This is a genomic window from Gottfriedia sp. NPDC057991 (genome assembly GCF_042886615.1).
In the GTDB taxonomy this organism is placed as follows: domain Bacteria; phylum Bacillota; class Bacilli; order Bacillales; family Bacillaceae_G; genus Gottfriedia.
Window position 1 is genome coordinate 22,274 of record NZ_JBHVQN010000004.1, and the last position, 17,510, is coordinate 39,783.

17 protein-coding genes and 1 pseudogene are annotated in these 17,510 nt (G+C 32.9%); 8 read left to right on the forward strand and 10 right to left on the reverse strand.

Features of this window, described 5'->3' with window-relative positions; genetic code table 11:
• The first annotated feature begins 17 nt into the window (after positions 1-17).
• The 4 genes from ACFVR2_RS14620 (at position 18) to ACFVR2_RS14635 (ending at position 3,135) form a co-directional block, all read left to right on the forward strand.
• Entirely contained in the window at positions 18-914 is an 897-nt protein-coding gene (locus tag ACFVR2_RS14620; RefSeq protein WP_387362863.1) for a TIGR01777 family oxidoreductase, read from the forward strand.
• Positions 915-932: 18 nt separating this feature from the next.
• Positions 933-2,063 carry an amidohydrolase gene (locus ACFVR2_RS14625; protein WP_387362865.1) on the forward strand — a complete coding sequence of 377 codons (1,131 nt, stop codon included), beginning with the start codon at positions 933-935 and terminating at the stop codon, positions 2,061-2,063.
• A gap of 317 nt (positions 2,064-2,380) precedes the next feature.
• On the forward strand, positions 2,381-2,941 hold the full coding sequence (locus ACFVR2_RS14630; protein ID WP_387362867.1) for a GNAT family N-acetyltransferase: 561 nt from the start codon (positions 2,381-2,383) through the stop codon (positions 2,939-2,941).
• A gap of 68 nt (positions 2,942-3,009) precedes the next feature.
• Entirely contained in the window at positions 3,010-3,135 is a 126-nt protein-coding gene (locus tag ACFVR2_RS14635) for a YfhE family protein (RefSeq protein WP_156339631.1), read from the forward strand.
• Positions 3,136-3,230: 95 nt separating this feature from the next.
• On the opposite strand, the gene ACFVR2_RS14640 is transcribed toward ACFVR2_RS14635, so the two are convergent.
• From ACFVR2_RS14640 to pflB, 3 genes are all read right to left on the reverse strand, one after another.
• Complete coding sequence (locus ACFVR2_RS14640) at positions 3,231-3,410, reverse strand: hypothetical protein (protein WP_387331783.1); 180 nt, start codon at positions 3,408-3,410, stop codon at positions 3,231-3,233.
• A 177-nt stretch (positions 3,411-3,587) separates the two neighbouring features.
• The gene (gene pflA / locus ACFVR2_RS14645) at positions 3,588-4,337 is read right to left on the reverse strand and encodes a pyruvate formate-lyase-activating protein (protein ID WP_387362870.1); all 750 of its coding nucleotides are present in this window, start codon (positions 4,335-4,337) and stop codon (positions 3,588-3,590) included.
• Positions 4,338-4,431: 94 nt separating this feature from the next.
• Entirely contained in the window at positions 4,432-6,657 is a 2,226-nt protein-coding gene (pflB, locus tag ACFVR2_RS14650) for a formate C-acetyltransferase (RefSeq protein ID WP_387362872.1), read from the reverse strand.
• Positions 6,658-7,034: 377 nt separating this feature from the next.
• On the opposite strand from pflB, the gene ACFVR2_RS14655 reads away from it, so the two are divergent.
• The 4 genes from ACFVR2_RS14655 (at position 7,035) to ACFVR2_RS14670 (ending at position 13,443) form a co-directional block, all read left to right on the forward strand.
• Positions 7,035-7,928, forward strand: coding sequence for an ATP-binding protein (locus ACFVR2_RS14655; protein WP_387362874.1), 894 nt, complete (start codon positions 7,035-7,037; stop codon positions 7,926-7,928).
• Positions 7,929-7,947: 19 nt separating this feature from the next.
• A complete protein-coding gene (locus ACFVR2_RS14660) occupies positions 7,948-9,825 on the forward strand; it encodes a vWA domain-containing protein (RefSeq protein WP_387362875.1) in 1,878 nt (625 codons plus the stop codon).
• 398 nt (positions 9,826-10,223) lie between these two features.
• Positions 10,224-12,146, forward strand: a complete 1,923-nt coding sequence (locus ACFVR2_RS14665; RefSeq protein ID WP_387362877.1) for an LTA synthase family protein — start codon at positions 10,224-10,226, stop codon at positions 12,144-12,146.
• A 145-nt stretch (positions 12,147-12,291) separates the two neighbouring features.
• Positions 12,292-13,443, forward strand: coding sequence for an AI-2E family transporter (locus tag ACFVR2_RS14670; protein ID WP_387362879.1), 1,152 nt, complete (start codon positions 12,292-12,294; stop codon positions 13,441-13,443).
• A gap of 69 nt (positions 13,444-13,512) precedes the next feature.
• Here ACFVR2_RS14670 and ACFVR2_RS14675 read toward each other — a convergent pair whose 3' ends face one another.
• The 7 genes and pseudogenes from ACFVR2_RS14675 to ACFVR2_RS14705 form a co-directional block, all read right to left on the reverse strand.
• Positions 13,513-13,995 carry a methylated-DNA--[protein]-cysteine S-methyltransferase gene (locus tag ACFVR2_RS14675; RefSeq protein ID WP_387362881.1) on the reverse strand — a complete coding sequence of 161 codons (483 nt, stop codon included), beginning with the start codon at positions 13,993-13,995 and terminating at the stop codon, positions 13,513-13,515.
• A 16-nt stretch (positions 13,996-14,011) separates the two neighbouring features.
• On the reverse strand, positions 14,012-14,488 hold the full coding sequence (locus tag ACFVR2_RS14680) for a GNAT family N-acetyltransferase (protein ID WP_387362883.1): 477 nt from the start codon (positions 14,486-14,488) through the stop codon (positions 14,012-14,014).
• 11 nt (positions 14,489-14,499) lie between these two features.
• On the reverse strand, positions 14,500-14,991 hold the full coding sequence (locus ACFVR2_RS14685; RefSeq protein WP_387362885.1) for a DinB family protein: 492 nt from the start codon (positions 14,989-14,991) through the stop codon (positions 14,500-14,502).
• A gap of 113 nt (positions 14,992-15,104) precedes the next feature.
• Positions 15,105-15,854 (reverse strand): sulfite exporter TauE/SafE family protein, encoded by a 750-nt coding sequence (locus ACFVR2_RS14690; protein WP_387362887.1) that lies wholly within the window; start codon positions 15,852-15,854, stop codon positions 15,105-15,107.
• Positions 15,855-16,022: 168 nt separating this feature from the next.
• Positions 16,023-16,160: a hypothetical protein gene (locus ACFVR2_RS14695; RefSeq protein WP_387362889.1), complete on the reverse strand. Its 138-nt coding sequence runs from the start codon at positions 16,158-16,160 to the stop codon at positions 16,023-16,025.
• Between the two features lie 54 nt (positions 16,161-16,214).
• A complete protein-coding gene (glsA, locus tag ACFVR2_RS14700) occupies positions 16,215-17,171 on the reverse strand; it encodes a glutaminase A (protein ID WP_387362891.1) in 957 nt (318 codons plus the stop codon).
• Positions 17,172-17,245: 74 nt separating this feature from the next.
• Positions 17,246-17,510, reverse strand: a pseudogene (locus ACFVR2_RS14705) (hypothetical protein); the annotation flags it as partial.

Below are 17,510 nucleotides of genomic sequence, written 5' to 3' on the forward strand. Positions count from 1 at the left end.
ATTAAGGAGATGCGTGGATGAAGATTCTTCTTACAGGCGGTACAGGGTTTATTGGATCTCAATTAATAAATGAATTTATTCGACATGAATTTCAATGTTATATTGTCACAAGAAATATAAGAACATCATCTAATCCATTTATTACTTATATTAATTGGGATCAATTAACCTCGAATTCTTTTGGGGTGTCCATTGACATAGTCATTAACTTAGCTGGTGAATCAATAAACAGCGGTAGGTGGACTAAACAATTAAAAGACAAAATTCTACAAAGTCGTATAAAATCAACAAATATTCTAATTACATGGTTTGAAAGACAAGCCCATCGTCCAAACCTTTTTATTAATGCTAGCGCAATAGGGTTTTATGGAACCTCAGGGTCAATAACTTTTAATGAACATGACAAGCCTATTTCAAATGATTTTTTAGCATCAACTGTTAGAGAATGGGAAACTGTTGCCAAAAAAGCTGAAGAACTGGGAATTCGGACTATTCTCGCCAGATTTGGTCTTGTTTTAGGATTAAACGGTGGAGCACTTCCAAAAATGATTTTGCCTTATAAATTGTTTATTGGTGGTCCAATCGGAAAAGGTACCCAGTGGATATCTTGGATTCATGAGAAGGATGTTGTTGGCTTAATACTTCATTTGATAAAAAATACCGAAATTAGGGGGCCAATCAATTTAGTGTCACCTAATCCAGTAACAATGAACGAGTTTAGCAGAACCCTTTCAGCGGCTTTACATCGACCAAATAAATTAAAAGTTCCAAATTTTGCCCTTCAATTATTACTAGGTGAAATGAGTATGCTAGTTTTAGAAGGTCAAAAAGTTATGCCTTCTAAAGCCATTCAAACTAATTATAACTTTCAATTCCCATCTTTAAAAGAAGCTTTACAGTTAACTTTAAATTAGTATTTGAAAGGATTTATCATGAATCTATTATTTAAAAATGCAACCATTTTCCCCATTACATCTCAAGTTTTATATAATCATGATTTGTTAATTGAAAATGGGAAAATTAAAGAAATTGCACCTGAGATTTTTTCGATTGAAGATCAAACGATTGTCATAGAATGTGCAGGAAAACCACTTTTTCCAGGTTTCATTGATGTACACACTCATTTAGGACTATATGATGAAGGAACTGGTTGGGCTGGAAATGATGCGAACGAAACAATTGAGGTACTGACTCCACATATTCGATCAATGGATGGGATATTGCCACTTGATGTTGCTTTTACTGATGCGATCCAACATGGAATTACAACAGTTCATATCATGCCTGGTAGTGGAAATGTAATTGGTGGAACAACTTGTACAATTAAAACATATGGTAAAAGTGTCGATAAAATGATTATTCAAGAACCGTCTGGATTGAAAATCGCTTTTGGTGAAAATCCAAAAAGAACTCACAGTAACGGGAATAAAGAATCAATTACTAGAATGGGTATTATGGGAATGCTTCGTGAAGCATTCTATGAAGCTAAAAACTCGCATAACCCAGATGACTTTCGAATTTTACCAATTATTAAAGCTTTAAATAGAGAAATTCCAGTACGAATTCATGCTCATCGTGCAGATGATATTTTATCAGCTATACGTTTTGGCGAAGAATTCAACTTAGATGTACGAATTGAACATTGTACGGAAGGTCATTTAATTATTGACCATCTAAAGGATCGAAACCTTCAAGTATCTGTTGGTCCTACATTAACTAGACGTTCAAAAATCGAATTAAAAAATAAATCCTGGACTACATACAAAGCTCTTGCTGATGTTGGGGTAAGTGTTTCAATTACAACTGACCACCCTTATACGCCAATTCAGTATTTAAATGTATGTGCAGCTATCGCAGTTCGAGAAGGTTTACCTGAGCTAGAAGCATTAAAAGCAATTACGATTAATCCAGCAAAAAATCTTAATTTATCTCATAGAATTGGTAGTTTAGAAATTGGTAAAGATGGTGATGTAGTGTTATGGTCCCATCATCCGTTTCATTATATGGCTAAACCATTACTTACTGTCATAGATGGTAGAATTGTGTATAAAAATATCGAATAATTTTAGTTTGCAATTTGAACAAAATCGTTTATTATAGTATAGTAAGAACGTTTGCGGTAAATTAAATAGAAAGTGTGAAAACACTTTTCTTATATAGTATTTTAACGGGAAAGGCAAATGGTGAGCCACCAGTAAATCGCTGGTCCTAGTGGGTTCGATTCCCACCCCGAAATTTTAGGGTGCATTAAAAAATTATTCTTAATCTATTCATATTTAATGCACTTCACAGGACTTTAAATTTTATTGTTTAGTCCTCACAAAAATTTCGCGGGTGGCGTAACCTTCTTTCGCTACCCTTATTATGAGGAGGAGTAGAGATGCTGAAACAGCGAGATTTACAAGATTGTTCTGTACTTTTTGAACTTATGGTGCATCCTGATGTCTTTCCCTTTGTGCGCCATAAAGCAAATTCGTACGAAGAATTTCTATTTATCACAAAGCAGGCAATCGAACTAGAAGAACAAGGAAAAATGATATCAAGAACAATCTTAGATGAGTGGGGTAACCCTATTGGTAACATTTCTTTACATGATATTGAAGATGGATATGGCTTTTTAGGAACGTGGTTAGGCAAACCTTTTCACGGAATGGGTTATAACAAACCAGCAAAAGACACATTCTTCCATGAGTTATTTCACGATTTAGGAATAAACTCTATTTTTATGCGTATTCGTAAAGTTAATAAACGCTCTTTTTATGCTGCAAGTAAACTACCCTACGCATCATTAGCAAATGAATCACGTAAATGTTTATATAATGAAATTAATCAAAATGAAGAAATTTACGATTTATTTGAAATCACTAAAGACAATTATTTATTGCATACAATGCGTGAAGATTACCAACAACATGAAGTTACGCATTTAAAAGAAGCATAATTTAGTATATCAGCCACAAAAAATGGAGAGACTTACTAAGGATTTTATAACTTAGCGAGGTGTTTTTTGTGGATAAACGAAAAGATAAAACGAGACGTAATTTAAGTTCTACTCAAGAAGTATTATATGCAAAGGAATTTAAGAGAGCTGATCGCGCTGCAGGTTATACTAATTTTAATGGAGTAGGCAAATAATTTTATTCAAAAAGGCTTTCTTAGGAAGCCTTTTTTGTTTTTCTAGAATAACTTTATAACTAGTTATACAGCTTTCAAAATTTACAATATCTTATTTAAATTTCACTTGATTCAAAAATATAAACCGAAGACGGTCTCACATAATATTCCTTACTAAGTTTTTCTTTTATTCGATGCATTTCATCTTCAATTTTTTCTCCTCGAACAAAAGATCCCCCTTCGATTCCATTCTGATCATCTAGTAAAACATACCACGAAAATCGAAACTCCTTCATAAAATTTCACCCTTTAAAATAAGAAACTATAAATAACTATTTTTCATTATATTCACTAACCACAAATTTATTTTAGTCAATCGTCTAAATAATAATAAAAAGCTATCAAAATAAACTGTCCTTTAAATGTTAGACGCCTACTAACATTTAAAGGACAGTTCAAAGTAATTAGTTTTATTAACAAGTTTGTAATTCTTTCTTTTGAGTTAATAGTTGATAAGCATGATTAACACTTTCATTTGAAGGTGGTTGAATATCTTTTAAGGGATATTTTAATCCTAATGCTTCCCATTTGTATACTCCTAATTGATGATACGGTAAAATTTCTACTTTTTCCACGTTACCTAAAGTGTTTATAAAACCACCTAGTTTTATTAGATCATCTTCTGAGTCGGTAATTCCAGGAACTAAGACATGCCTAATCCAAACCGGGATATTTTTCTTGCTCAAGTATTTAGCAAAACTTTTAATTTGCTCATTTGATTTTCCAGTAAGTTTTATATGTTTTTTTTCGTCAAAATGCTTTAAATCTAATAATACTAAATCAGTGTATTCTAATACTTCGTCTAATTTTAAAAGAAAATTTGGATCAGTACTGAAACATCCACCAGATGTATCAATTGTTGTATGAATTCCATTTTTTCTACAAGATTTAAACAGTTCTAATAGAAAGTCTAATTGTAATAATGGTTCTCCACCACTAACCGTAACGCCACCTCCAGATGATCTCATAAATGGAATATACGTCTTGATATCCTTCATTAATTGATCAACTGACATTTCTTTACCTGCGCCGATTTTCCACGTATCTGCGTTATGACAATATTGACATCTTAATAAACATCCTTGCGTAAAGATTACATATCTAAGACCTGGTCCATCGACAGTTCCACAAGTTTCAATTGAATGTATATTTCCTGAAATCATTGCCATTCTCCTCTTCACTATTTTTTTCTGATTTAGTAAAAATATTAAAGCCTAGTGAAGCATGTCCCCCACTAGGCTTTAAATACTGGGATTTTTACATAGAACCGTGGAAAGTTCTATTGATTACGTCAATTTGTTGTTCCCTAGTTAGTTTTATGAAGTTAACTGCATAACCCGAGACTCTAATCGTTAATTGCGGATATTCTTCAGGATGTTCCATCGCATCCATTAATGTTTCTCGGTTGAATACATTTACGTTTAAGTGATGACCACCTTTTTCTGTATATCCATCTAACATTGCTACTAAGTTTAATATTTGTGTACTCTCGTCTTTACCTAAAGCTTTCGGAACGATTGAGAAAGTATTTGAAATTCCATCTTGTGCATCTTCGTAAGGTAATTTCGCTACTGAACTTAATGATGCTAGAGCTCCATTTGTATCGCGACCATGTAATGGATTGGCACCAGGAGCAAATGGTTCACCTGCTTTTCTTCCGTCTGGTGTATTACCTGTCTTTTTACCATAAACAACATTAGACGTAATCGTTAGCACTGATGTTGTATGAATTGAATTACGATATGTTTTATGCTTTCTTACTTTTGCCATAAAGCTTTCAACAAGTTCTACTGCAATTTCATCTACAAGATCATTGTTGTTCCCGTATTTTGGATAGTCTCCTTCAATTTCAAAATCAACAACGATTCCATTCTCATCGCGAATTGTTTTAACATTTGCATGCTTAATTGCTGATAATGAATCAGCACATACTGACAATCCTGCAATACCTGTTGCCATTGTACGTTTTACGTTTGCATCATGTAACGCCATTTCAATTCGTTCATAGCTATATTTATCATGCATAAAGTGGATACAATTTAATGTATTAACATATAAGCCTGCTAACCAATCTAATAAAACGTCGAACTTCATTTTCACTTCTTCATAGTCAAGATACTCAGATGTAATCGGAGCATACATAGGTGCTACTTGAGCTTTTGACTTTTCGTCTTTACCACCGTTAATTGCGTATAATAGTGCTTTAGCAAGATTTGCACGTGCACCAAAGAATTGCATTTGTTTACCGATTGTCATAGCGGATACGCAACATGCAATACCATAATCATCACCATATTCCGGACGCATGATATCATCATTTTCATATTGAATTGAGCTAGTTTTAATCGACATTTTAGCGCAATATTGTTTAAATCCAACTGGTAGTTTTTCTGACCAAAGGACAGTTAAGTTTGGTTCTGGAGCTGGTCCTAAATTATCTAAAGTATTTAAAAAGCGGAATGAGTTTTTCGTTACAAGTGGACGACCATCTATTCCTATTCCACCGATTGATTCTGTTACCCAAGTAGGATCGCCAGAAAATAATTCATTATAATCAGGGGTACGAGCAAACATAACTAATCGTAGTTTCATTACAAAATGATCGACTAATTCTTGTGCTTCTTTTTCGGTTAAAGTATTCTCTTCAATATCGCGTTCAATATAAATATCTAAAAATGTTGAAACTCGACCTAAACTCATCGCCGCCCCATTTTGCTCTTTTATAGCTGCTAAATAACCAAAATATAACCACTGGAAAGCTTCTTTTGCATTTGTTGCCGGTCCAGAAATATCAAATCCATGTTTTGCAGCCATTTGTTTTAATTCATTTAATGCACGAATTTGTTCATTTAGTTCTTCACGATCTCGTATTACTTCTTCTGACATTACACTTGTCATTTTATTTAATGTATCAATTTTATCTTTAATTAGTCGATCTACACCATATAGTGTTACTCTTCTATAGTCACCTATAATTCTTCCTCGACCATATGCATCAGGTAGACCAGTAATAACGCCTGAACGCCTTGCTGCTTTCATCTCTGCTGTATAAGCATCAAATACGCCTTGATTATGCGTTTTTCGATATTCTGTAAATATTTTGCTTATTTCTTCATCAACTTTATATCCATAAGATTCACATGATGCTTCAGCCATTCGAATTCCACCAAATGGTTGTAATGATCTTTTAAAAGGTTTATCCGTTTGGAATCCAACAATTTGTTCTAATTCTTTTTCTAAGTAACCTGGTTCGTGTGAAGTGATCGTAGATACAATTTTCGTATCCATATCTAAAACTCCGCCCTTTTGGCGTTCTTCTTTAGATAGCTTAAGTACTATATCCCAAAGCTTGCTAGTTGCATCAGTTGGACCAACAAGAAAAGATTCATCTCCAACATAAGAATTAACATTTTTTTGAATAAAGTCTCTTACATCAATCGATTTTTCCCATCGTCCAGTTTCAAATTGTCTCCATTGTTCCATCGTATTACTCCTCCTCTTCTGTATATAATACAGAAAGCTAATTAGGTATATAACAGATTACGTATATAATTTATCATACGATGAACTGAAACTTTCACTTAAATTATGAACATATTGTGAAATATTGAACAAAGTAGTTTTGATGTTAATAATACTAACACCTAATTCTTTCCACTAAATTACAGTTGCTTCATATATATAGTAATTCGCTCTGAAAACTTTCCTGTTAAACAACAAACTGTTATACTCAAAAGATAGAAACTGTATTAGCAAATTCACTAAAAAATATGGACAAGACATTCACAATTCGGATATGTGATAATACTATGGTTAATACAAAAACGAAATTGAACAATGTTTATTTAAAGGAGTAATTTATGAATACACAACTAAATCTTTCAAGTTCGATTAATGAAAAATTAAATTTAATATATAATGAACAAATTCAAAAAGTTCTAAAAGAAGAGCAATTATTAATCGGAACAAAACAATATGTTTCTCAAGACAAAACCATTTTAGAAGATGCTATTACTGCCCTTCTACTTGGAAAAAATATATTATTAAAAGGTCCAACAGGAAGTGGTAAAACCGTTTTAGCTGAGACTCTATCAAAATTGTTTTATCAACCAATGCATAGCATAAACTGTTCAGTCGATTTAGATTTAGAAGGAATTGTTGGTTACAACACAATTACTTCTAACACGAACGGATCTGAAGTAATATTCATCGATGGACCTTTAATGAAAGCAATGAAGAAAGGTCATATTTTATATATCGATGAAATTAACATGGCTAAACCAGAAACATTACCATTACTACATGGTGCACTTGATTATCGAAAAATGATTACAAATCCATTTACTCAAGAAGTAGTAAAAGGTGACGAAAACTTTAGAGTAATCGCAGCAATTAATGAAGGATATGTAGGAACAAGCGAATTAAATGAAGCTTTAAAAAATCGCTTCATTATTATAGATGTTCCATACATTAACGGAGAATCATTACTTCAGTTATTAAAAGATGAATCTGAGCTTAAAGATGAAGAACTACTTAAGAAATTCACAAGTTTTTCAAGTGATTTAATTCCATTAGCAAGCGAAGGCAGAATTAGTGAAGATGCAGCAAGTATTCGTGGTGTTCTTGACGCATGTGATTTATCTGTTCATATACCAGTACTTCGAGCGATTGAACGAACAATTATCGCTAAATTAAGTGATGACATTGAGCGTGAAACTGTTAGAGAACTAGCTGAAAGTTATTTTCTTTCTTGAAATGAGTGATGATTAATATATGAAACAAATCATTTTTAACAATAAAAAAATCGACGCTTCCACTTTTCTTCAAATGGAAAATTTATCGATTTCTCTTTCGAAAGATCGTAATTCATTTTTAGAATTTGATTTTCAGGCGTATTACGACGATGAAGAAGAAAAATTTACTGTAAGTCATTTTTGGGATACACAAGAGCATAGTACACAGTTACAAGGTTTGAAATCAGATGTGTACTTAAAAGCTTTAGGTAATAAACATTACTCAGATTTTAGTGAATTCAAAGATACATTAAAGGAATTGCAAGAAACACATTTAAAAAGTTTTTTCACACAATTATTTGTCCTTCTAGAGGATATCCGACTTGAAGAGTTGATAATTCATCAAAGACCAGGTACAAGACAATTATTTTCTACGAGAAAAAATATATATAGACATTATTTTCAATCACAATTTAAAGCAAATGAAATGCGTAATTTCCAATTAGATCAATTGTTTTGTTTAATTTATCTTTCACTTACTTCTACTCAATTAACTTATCAAACGAATGAACAACTCGAGGATATTTTACCCATCCTCTTTCAAGCTTTTGAAGCTAAGAAAACAAGTGATATTGCTTCTATTGTATATAGAGTGCAGCAGAGATTACTCTCACTGTATAGGGAAGATATGATTCACACATACTTTGGCTATTTACCATTAAATAAAATTAATGAATTAACTTCATGTAATAGTAAGGTAAAAGAGCTTCAAAATGACGACCAGCAAGAGGGTCTTGATGAAAGAAATAGCGAAGATGAGAGATTATCAACCTGGCATAGAGAAAGTAAAAATAATGAAACAGATGATAATTTTTTACGATTTGAAGTTGAAAGTGGTACAAAAACTTCTATTAAAGCAAATTTTGCACGAGAAGAAGAGGCCGGCGATCAGGCAATTGCAAATGCATTTGGTTCCTCCAAACAAGGAGAGAATAAAAAGTCAAAACAAACTGATTCACATGAGGCTACGAATTCATCCTCTTCACAGCAAAATCCTTTTGGTAAGTACAATAGTAATGTTTCGATTAAATATAAAGAAGCAATTGGGCAAACAGTTACTGAAAAGAAACAGTATTCTACATTGTCTTCAATGGTATCTAAAGATGTTAAAGAGCTAAGAAAAACGATTGAAAAATCTTTAGAAAACAAACAAAATGCACCTACTGATAAATACTATGGTAGGTTAAATAAAAAATGGGTTCGACTTTTCACAGAAGAAACTCCTAAAATGTTTTATAAAAAACAAACTGAATCGAAAGAATTAGATGCTGTATTCTACTTATTAGTTGATTGCTCAGGATCGATGTTTAATAAAATGGATGAAGTGAAAAAAAGCGTCATTTTATTCCATGAAACTTTAAAACAATTAAAAATCTCTCATAGTATTAGTGGCTTTTGGGAGGATGCTTCAAATGCTACAAAAGAAAACAAACCAAATATTTTACATCAAGTCATTCCGTTTTCAAGCTCTTTATCACCTTCAGTAGGTCCAAATATTATGCAGCTTCAAGAAGAAGAGGACAATCGTGACGGCTTAATGATTCGAATTGTTTCAGAAGAACTCGCTAAACGCTCAGAAAAGCATAAATTTTTGCTCGTGTTTACAGATGGCGAACCTTCAGCTTTAGATTATTTCCAGGATGGGATTATCGATACGCATGAAGCAGTTAAACAAGCTAGAAAACTTGGAATTGAAGTAATCGGTACTTTCATTGAAGAAGAAGAACATCAAGAAGAAACTTCACAATTAATGAAAAATATATATCAGCACCATTACTTAATCGCCTCAAATGCAGAAGATTTAAGACTTCAATTAAAACCAATGCTTAAAAAATTATTATTAAGAAGCATAGAATAAGATAGTTGTCCATAAAATGAAAAGAAATAGGTTGTAGCAGACAAAGTTCTAATAACTTGGTGATCAGACTGATTGCAGGCGCTTGTCTTTCGAGGCACGAAGGCTGATGAGGAGCGGAGTTACCCTAGACGGTAATGAGCACCGCTCAACAGACGAAGTAACGAAGAAAGCGAGCGCTTAGCGGGCAGTCTGATTGGTTTACTAGTAACCTATTTCTTTTTTATTTTATAAGAAGTTTGAATATTTTGTCGAACAGATTTACATAACGAAATCGTATTTCCTATTGATTTTTAAAATTAAACGGAGTACGATAAATTTTGACGACTTAGAGAGATGCATATTTAAAGAAAAGCTAGTGAATGACCGCTAGTTTGTTTGTATTTAAGGGGGATTAGACTATGCCTACTTCATTTAAAGCAACATTTTTACGCGTACGATTCGTATTATTGGTTGCGTTAGTAGTTTGGCTAAAAACGTATATTGTTACTCTGTTAGGATTCGATTTAAAAATTGATACAGTCTTTCAAAATGTAATATTATTTATTAGCCCTTTAGCATCCTCCTTATTTCTGGTAGGGATTGCACTTTTTTTCAAAGGGAAAAAACGTAATACGATTGCTCTTTTGATTAATTTTATTTTAACCTTGCTATTATGTGGAAACGTTTTATTTTACGGATTCTTTAATGACTTCATAACTTTACCAGTACTGTTCCAAACTAGTAATATGGGAGATTTAGGATCAAGTGTAAAAGAACTAGCAAGCTTTAAAATTATTTTTATGTTCATTGATATCCTTATCCTATATTTGATATCGAAGAAATTTCCTAAATTTTCAAACACTGGTCGAGTACCTTCATTTATGAAGTCAACTTATTATTTAATTACGATTGCAATTGCAGTTTTAAATTTAGGCTTGGCTGAAATGGAAAGACCTGAATTGCTTACTCGTTCGTTTGATCGTGAAATGCTAGTAAAAAATCTTGGACTTTATGTTTACCAAGGCTATGATTTATCACTTCAAACAAAAACTTCAACACAAAAGGCCTTTGCGGATAGTAGTAAATTAACTGAAATTGAAAACTATGTAAATAGTAACGGCGTTAAAGCAAATGCAAAGCTTTTCGGTAAATATAAAGGTAAAAATGTTATTGTTATTTCTTTAGAATCAATGCAAAATTTCACAATTGGTGCAAAGGTTAATGGTAAAGAAATAACACCATTTTTAAATAAATACATTAAAGAAAGTTATTATTTTGACCACTTCTATCATCAAACTGGTCAAGGAAAAACATCTGATGCTGAGTTCATTATTGATAACTCTTTATATCCATTAGATCGCGGTGCTGTCTATTTCACACATGCAAATAACGAATTTATGGCTACACCAGAAATTTTAAAAGATCAAGGATATTATTCAGCTGTTTTCCATGCAAATAATAAAAGCTTTTGGAATCGAAATGTAATGTACCCTTCTTTAGGTTACGATCGCTACTTTAATGAAGTAGATTATAATATTACTGATGAAAACTCGGTAAACTGGGGATTAAAGGATGAAGATTTCTTTGAACAATCACTTCCTCTTTTATCACAAGTGAAACAACCGTTTTATACTAGATTTTTAACTTTATCAAACCACTACCCTTTCGTACTTGATCCTCAAGATCAATACATTGATCAATATAATTCTGGTGACGAGACACTTGATCGTTATGTAACGACAGTACGATATATGGATGAATCAATTAAACACTTTATTGAAGGTCTGAAAAAATCAGGTCTATATGATAATACAATTATTGTAATGTATGGAGATCATTACGGTATTTCTGAAAACCACAATCGTGCAATGGCTCAGTTCTTAGGTAAAGATGAAATTACTCCATATGACCATATGGATTTACAACGTACGCCATTTATTATTCATTTACCTAAGCAAAAACAAGGTCAAACAATCTCAAAGGTTGCTGGTCAAATTGATGTAAAACCTACGATTCTTCATCTGTTAGGTGTTGATACAAAAAACGATATCGAATTTGGTAAAGATTTATTTAGCCCAGATTATTCGGAATTTATTGTTTTCCGTGACGGAAGTTTCGTTACAAGTAAATATTATTATGTTGCTGGCTCAAATGAATTTTATAATCGTTTAACTGCTGAAAAAGTCGAAGTTCCTGATCAAGACGCGAAGCTATTAATTGATAAAGCAAAAAAAGAGCTTACACTTTCAGATAATATTGTTTACGGTGATTTATTCCGTTTCTACAGTGGCAATAAGCATAAAACAGGTACAATGAAAACAATAACTGAACCAAATCAGTAAAATGCAATTCAAAACAACCTCACAGTCTAGTCATTAAAATTTTAGTTTTATACACCGAGAGATGCTTTTACAAGCATCTCTTTTTGTTATAATATGGTATTTATACATAAGTTTTTTTAATCAAAATATAGTGGGAGGATATTAATTGTATAAAAACTCTAAGTTATTATTTTGGACAATCGAACTACTATTATTATTCTTAGTCTTATTCGTTGGAACAAAAATATCATTCTTATTTCAACCAATTGCTATTTTAATTAGTACTTTATTTGCACCAATACTTGTCTCAGTCTTTCTTTATTTCCTATTCGCACCAATAATTGATTTTTTAGAGCGTAAAAAAGTGCCCCGTTCAATAGGCATTCTTCTTCTCTATCTCGGATTAATCCTAATTGCTGTAGTATCTATCATTAATGTATTCCCAACCTTAACACAGCAATTTAAAGATTTAGTAAATAATATGCCAACAATTGTAAATGAAGCAACAGATAAGATTGGCCTATTAGAGAAGTGGTTAGGAAGTCAAAATTACGTTGAAATTAAAGATTTAGAAAAGAAAGTTGCAGACTATGCTCTAGTATTTATCGGTGGCATAACAGGTGGAATCGGTGCGTTTTTCAATATTTTAAGTAATGTAACGTTAATCATTTTAACAGTTCCATTTATATTGTTTTATATGTTTAAAGATGGTCATAAATTTCCGGCTGCGATGTCTCGTTTTTTACCGCAAAGCTTAAGGAATGAAGCAATTCATATTGCAAATGAAACAAGCGAAACATTAGCTTCTTACATTCAAGGTCAAACGATTGTTTGTATTTTTGTTGGAATTGGAACATTTATTGGATATAGTATTATCGGAATACCTAATGCCTTAATTTTAGCGTTAGTAGCTGCTATTACAAATATTATCCCTTACTTTGGCCCGTTTATTGGTGGAGCTCCTGCAGTGATCGTTGCGGCTCTAATTTCTCCAAAATTAGCTTTATTCGTTGTACTAATCATTTTAATTGTTCAACAAATTGATTCAAACTTAATCTCACCATATATCATGGGTAAAAAGTTAAATATTCATCCTTTAACGATTATTTTATTATTATTATTCGCTGGTAACTTTGCAGGTGTACTTGGTATGGTTTTAGCTGTGCCAACATATGCAATATGCAAAGTAGTGATTGTTAATATAACTAGAATCATCAATTTAAGGAAAAAAGCGAAATTCGCAGATAAGATTATTGATGACGATATTGAAACAAATATCGAAATAAACATTAACAACGATAACGATCAAAAAGAATAAATAAGAGCAAGAATAATGAAGTGGAGTGATATTCACTCTTAACACTTCCATTATTCCTGCTCTTTCTTTTTACAATTTAAATGTCTCTCTTCCCTGCTCTCTATTTAATAGCCATTCTTTCCTCCACAGGCCACCAGCATAGCCTGTTAGCTTCCCATTTGACCCAATAATCCGATGGCATGGAACGATGATACTTAATGGATTTCTTGCATTTGCATTCGCAACTGCTCTTACTGCCTTTGGGTTTCCTATTCGATTAGCAATATCTGCATACGAAGCAGTTTCTCCATATTTAATTTTAACTAGTTCTCTCCACACACTTTCTTGAAAAGGAGTTCCTTTGGCAATTGATTGAATACTAAATTCCTTCCTAGATCCATTGAAATATTCAATCAACTCATTTCCTGCATCCTTCAAAGAAGGTGGTACTATTTTTTGAATTTCGTCATTTTCTTCTTTGACAAAATCAATATATGCTACTCCTTTTTCATTTCCAACGATCCTTAATGTACCTAACGGAGTGTCTATATAAGCTGTATCTAATTGATTCATAAATCATTCTCCTAGATTATTTATCTAAATTTGGAAAATACTCCATTGCTTCAATACATTGATTATAACCGTTCCGCTTATAAAAATTAACTCCTTGCTCACTCGGCCAAACAATAACAAATTCGAAGTTCATTTCGCTTATCCATTTATTGACTTTGGAGATTAATTTACCTCCAATCCCCTTCCCTCGATAATCCTTTAATGTATATACGTTCGTCATGAAAGCAAAAGGATTGGTCACCCTACCAGGTCGAGGTACTTTTTGAACAAGTTCAATATAAATATGGGAAACAATTGTACCTTCTATTTCAGCAACCCATATATACCACTGTTTACTGTCTATTGCATTTAATAAAAAATCACGACATTCACTGTAAAATTCATTGTATTCGCTCTCTTTAATTCTTCCTGTCTGGTAATCTTCCAAAGTAAAGTCCCATCTCATCTTAATTAATTGATCTATATCTTTTACTTCTGCCAATCTCAAATTCATTTTATCCCTCCTTAATCCTTTGTACCTAAAACATCCGTATTAGGTGGAATATACCCCATCTGTCGAGCCATCGCGACAATTTGTCCTTTATGATGATATTCATGTGTAATCGTATGTACTAGCAATTTCAGCGGTGTGAAAGATATTTCTTCATTATTATCTCTCCATGGAATCTTTCTATCAATTGGTTTATTTAATTGATCAACTGTCATCTCCAATAATTCAGTCACGAATAAATCAGCTTGTTCAAATCTTGATTTAATATCATCAAGACTAAGATTTACAATTTCTTCCTTTGGCGTAATTGGCTTTTTCGTTTTCAATAAAATAAAAGATCCAATCCATGCGATATAACATTCAGCCATATGTAGTAGCGTTTCTCTTACACTTTGGAAACCGAACCCGTCTAATTTACGAGTAAAATCCTCCTGATTTAATTCACCACAAAAATTTAATAATGTTTCACGATTTTCTTTTACCCATTGATATTCCTTCAGATTCACTACAATCACCTCTTAAAATATTAATTAATTAAGCTATTCTACCGAGTCGTAAAAATCACCTTTAAGTAAAAATAATAAAAGGTCTACGGATACACCCACAGACCTTGATTCCTTTATACAAATAACTTAAGACTTACTTGAACAATTAATAAAACAGAAACTGAAATCAATAGAATTCTAGCTAGCTTCATTGGAACAAATTCTGCAAATCTTAACCCTACTTGATTACCAACAATTGAAGCAGCAGCCATCGTCACAGCAATTTTCCATTGGAAGTGACCTGTCATATAAAATATGATAAATGCTGATAAACAACTCCCAAAGTTTAATACTCTTGCTAACTGAACTGCATTAACATAAGTAAACCCTTTTTTAATAAAATACAAGATTGCAAATGTTGAAGAACCTGGACCGAAGCCCCCGTCATAAACACCAATCCCTGTTAAGATGCCCCTATCTAGCAATGTTTGCTTTTCAACGCCACTTTTATTCGTAGTTTCATAGCTCCACTTTTTACTTGCAAAAGTTAACCATAATGAGCCTGCTAATAAAACTAATGCGACAATATTCATCACATGTTCATCTAACATACTTGTTACAAATGCACCAATTCCTCCACCAATGATCGAAACTAAAATAAATTGAAAAATGACTGAAGCCTTAAAATCTTTCTTTTTAATCGTATAAAGAATACTACTAAACGACCCCAAACCTGAGGCAAACTTATTTGTGGCAATACCCGTTTGAATAGGAATGCCAAGAAAAATCATCATCGGAAGTGTAATTAATCCCCCACCACCTGCCAATGTTCCAACTATTGCTGCACCGATTCCTAAAATAAAAAGTAATAATAGTGAGTCCATTTTCCTATCTCCCTTTTTTGCATCTTTTTATACTATACACAAAATATTCGAAAAAAGGGAAACTAAAGACCTCGTTATTTGTGGTTGATTATGGAATTGCAGGACCAAGGAAAAAAATTAAAGGGATTTTGGGGCTTTATTACTATAGTGAAGAACGCGCTAAAAAGTTTAAGATAGCACTGCAAATAAACGACGAACTGCAATTAAATTTTCGAGAATCGCAAATAAAAATAGTAAAACTGCAATTAAAATCCAAGAATCGCAAATAAGATCGAAAAATAGTGACCAGATACCCAACCTCAACATAAAAAGGGCTTGCCCACCTGTCAATTAACCTGACTTGTGGACAGCCCCCTATGTTTAAAAAATACTCAAATTATATCGTGAAGCCAGTAACTCTAATAATTTTATACCGGCTATACTATTTCCTTTTTCATCAAGTGACGGTCCATAAACACCAATTCCAAATCGGCGAGGGACTGCACCCATAACACCGCCAGAAACACCACTTTTAGCAGGAATTCCAACTTTTATCGCAAACTCACCCGATGCATTGTACATCCCACAAGTAACCATAAAAGTGTTACAAATCTTTGCTACTTTTTCAGGTATAAGCTGCGTTTTAGAAATTGGATCCCAACCATCAAGCGCAAAAATAAGTCCAATTCTCGCCAATTCTAAACAGTTTACTTCGATTGAACATTGTTTTGTATATAAATCTAATAACAATTCAACATCTTCAGTAATAATTCCATGCTCTTTCATAAAGTAACAAAGCGATCTGTTCAAGTGCGCTGTTTCAAATTCTGAAGCAGCAACCTCTTTCGAATAAGAAAGATCTTTATTATTTGTTAAAACCCTCATAAAGTTTAAAAGTCGTTGAAAGCGATCTTTTATACTATGACCTTTAATCATACTTGTAACTGCCAAGGCCCCTGCATTAATCATTGGATTTAACGGCTTTCCAGCAGATCTAACTTCTAATTTTGCAATTGAATTAAACGGATCACCTGTAGGCTCCATCCCTACTCGCTCAAATACAAAATCTTCTCCACGATCCATTAAAACTAAAGCTAGCGAAATTACCTTCGAAATACTTTGTAAAGTAAAACGAATGCTCGTATTACCTGCTTCAAAATGTCGTCCATCTGGCAAAAACACAGCCAACGATAAATCATTTTTATTTGCCTTTGCAAGAGCAGGAATATAATTGGCTACTTTTCCATACTGAATAAATTCTTTTGCTTCTTCAATAAGGACTTTTAATTCCTCCATACGATGAACTTCTTTTTCCTCTCGAAATCCATTCTGCGTCATAAAATCACCTGTTTATTTCATTTTTAAGGGAAAGGGTACAACAATTAACTCCCTACCAAAACTTCCCGTTTTTACTATCTACTTCTCCTACCTGATCTTCCTTCATTTCCTGGTCTTCCTGTACTTCTCGATCTTCCAACATTTTCTGTTCTTTCGCCTCTTCTTGAATTTCCCGTATTTCCTGTTCTTTCCGATCTACCCGCATTTCTTGCACTATCTGGCCTGCTTGCATTTCCCGTTCTTTCTGCTCTGCCTGCACTTCCCGTTCTTTCTGCTCTACCGGCATTTCCTGTTCTTTCTGCTCTACCTACATTTGTTCTTTCAGCTCTACCAGCATTT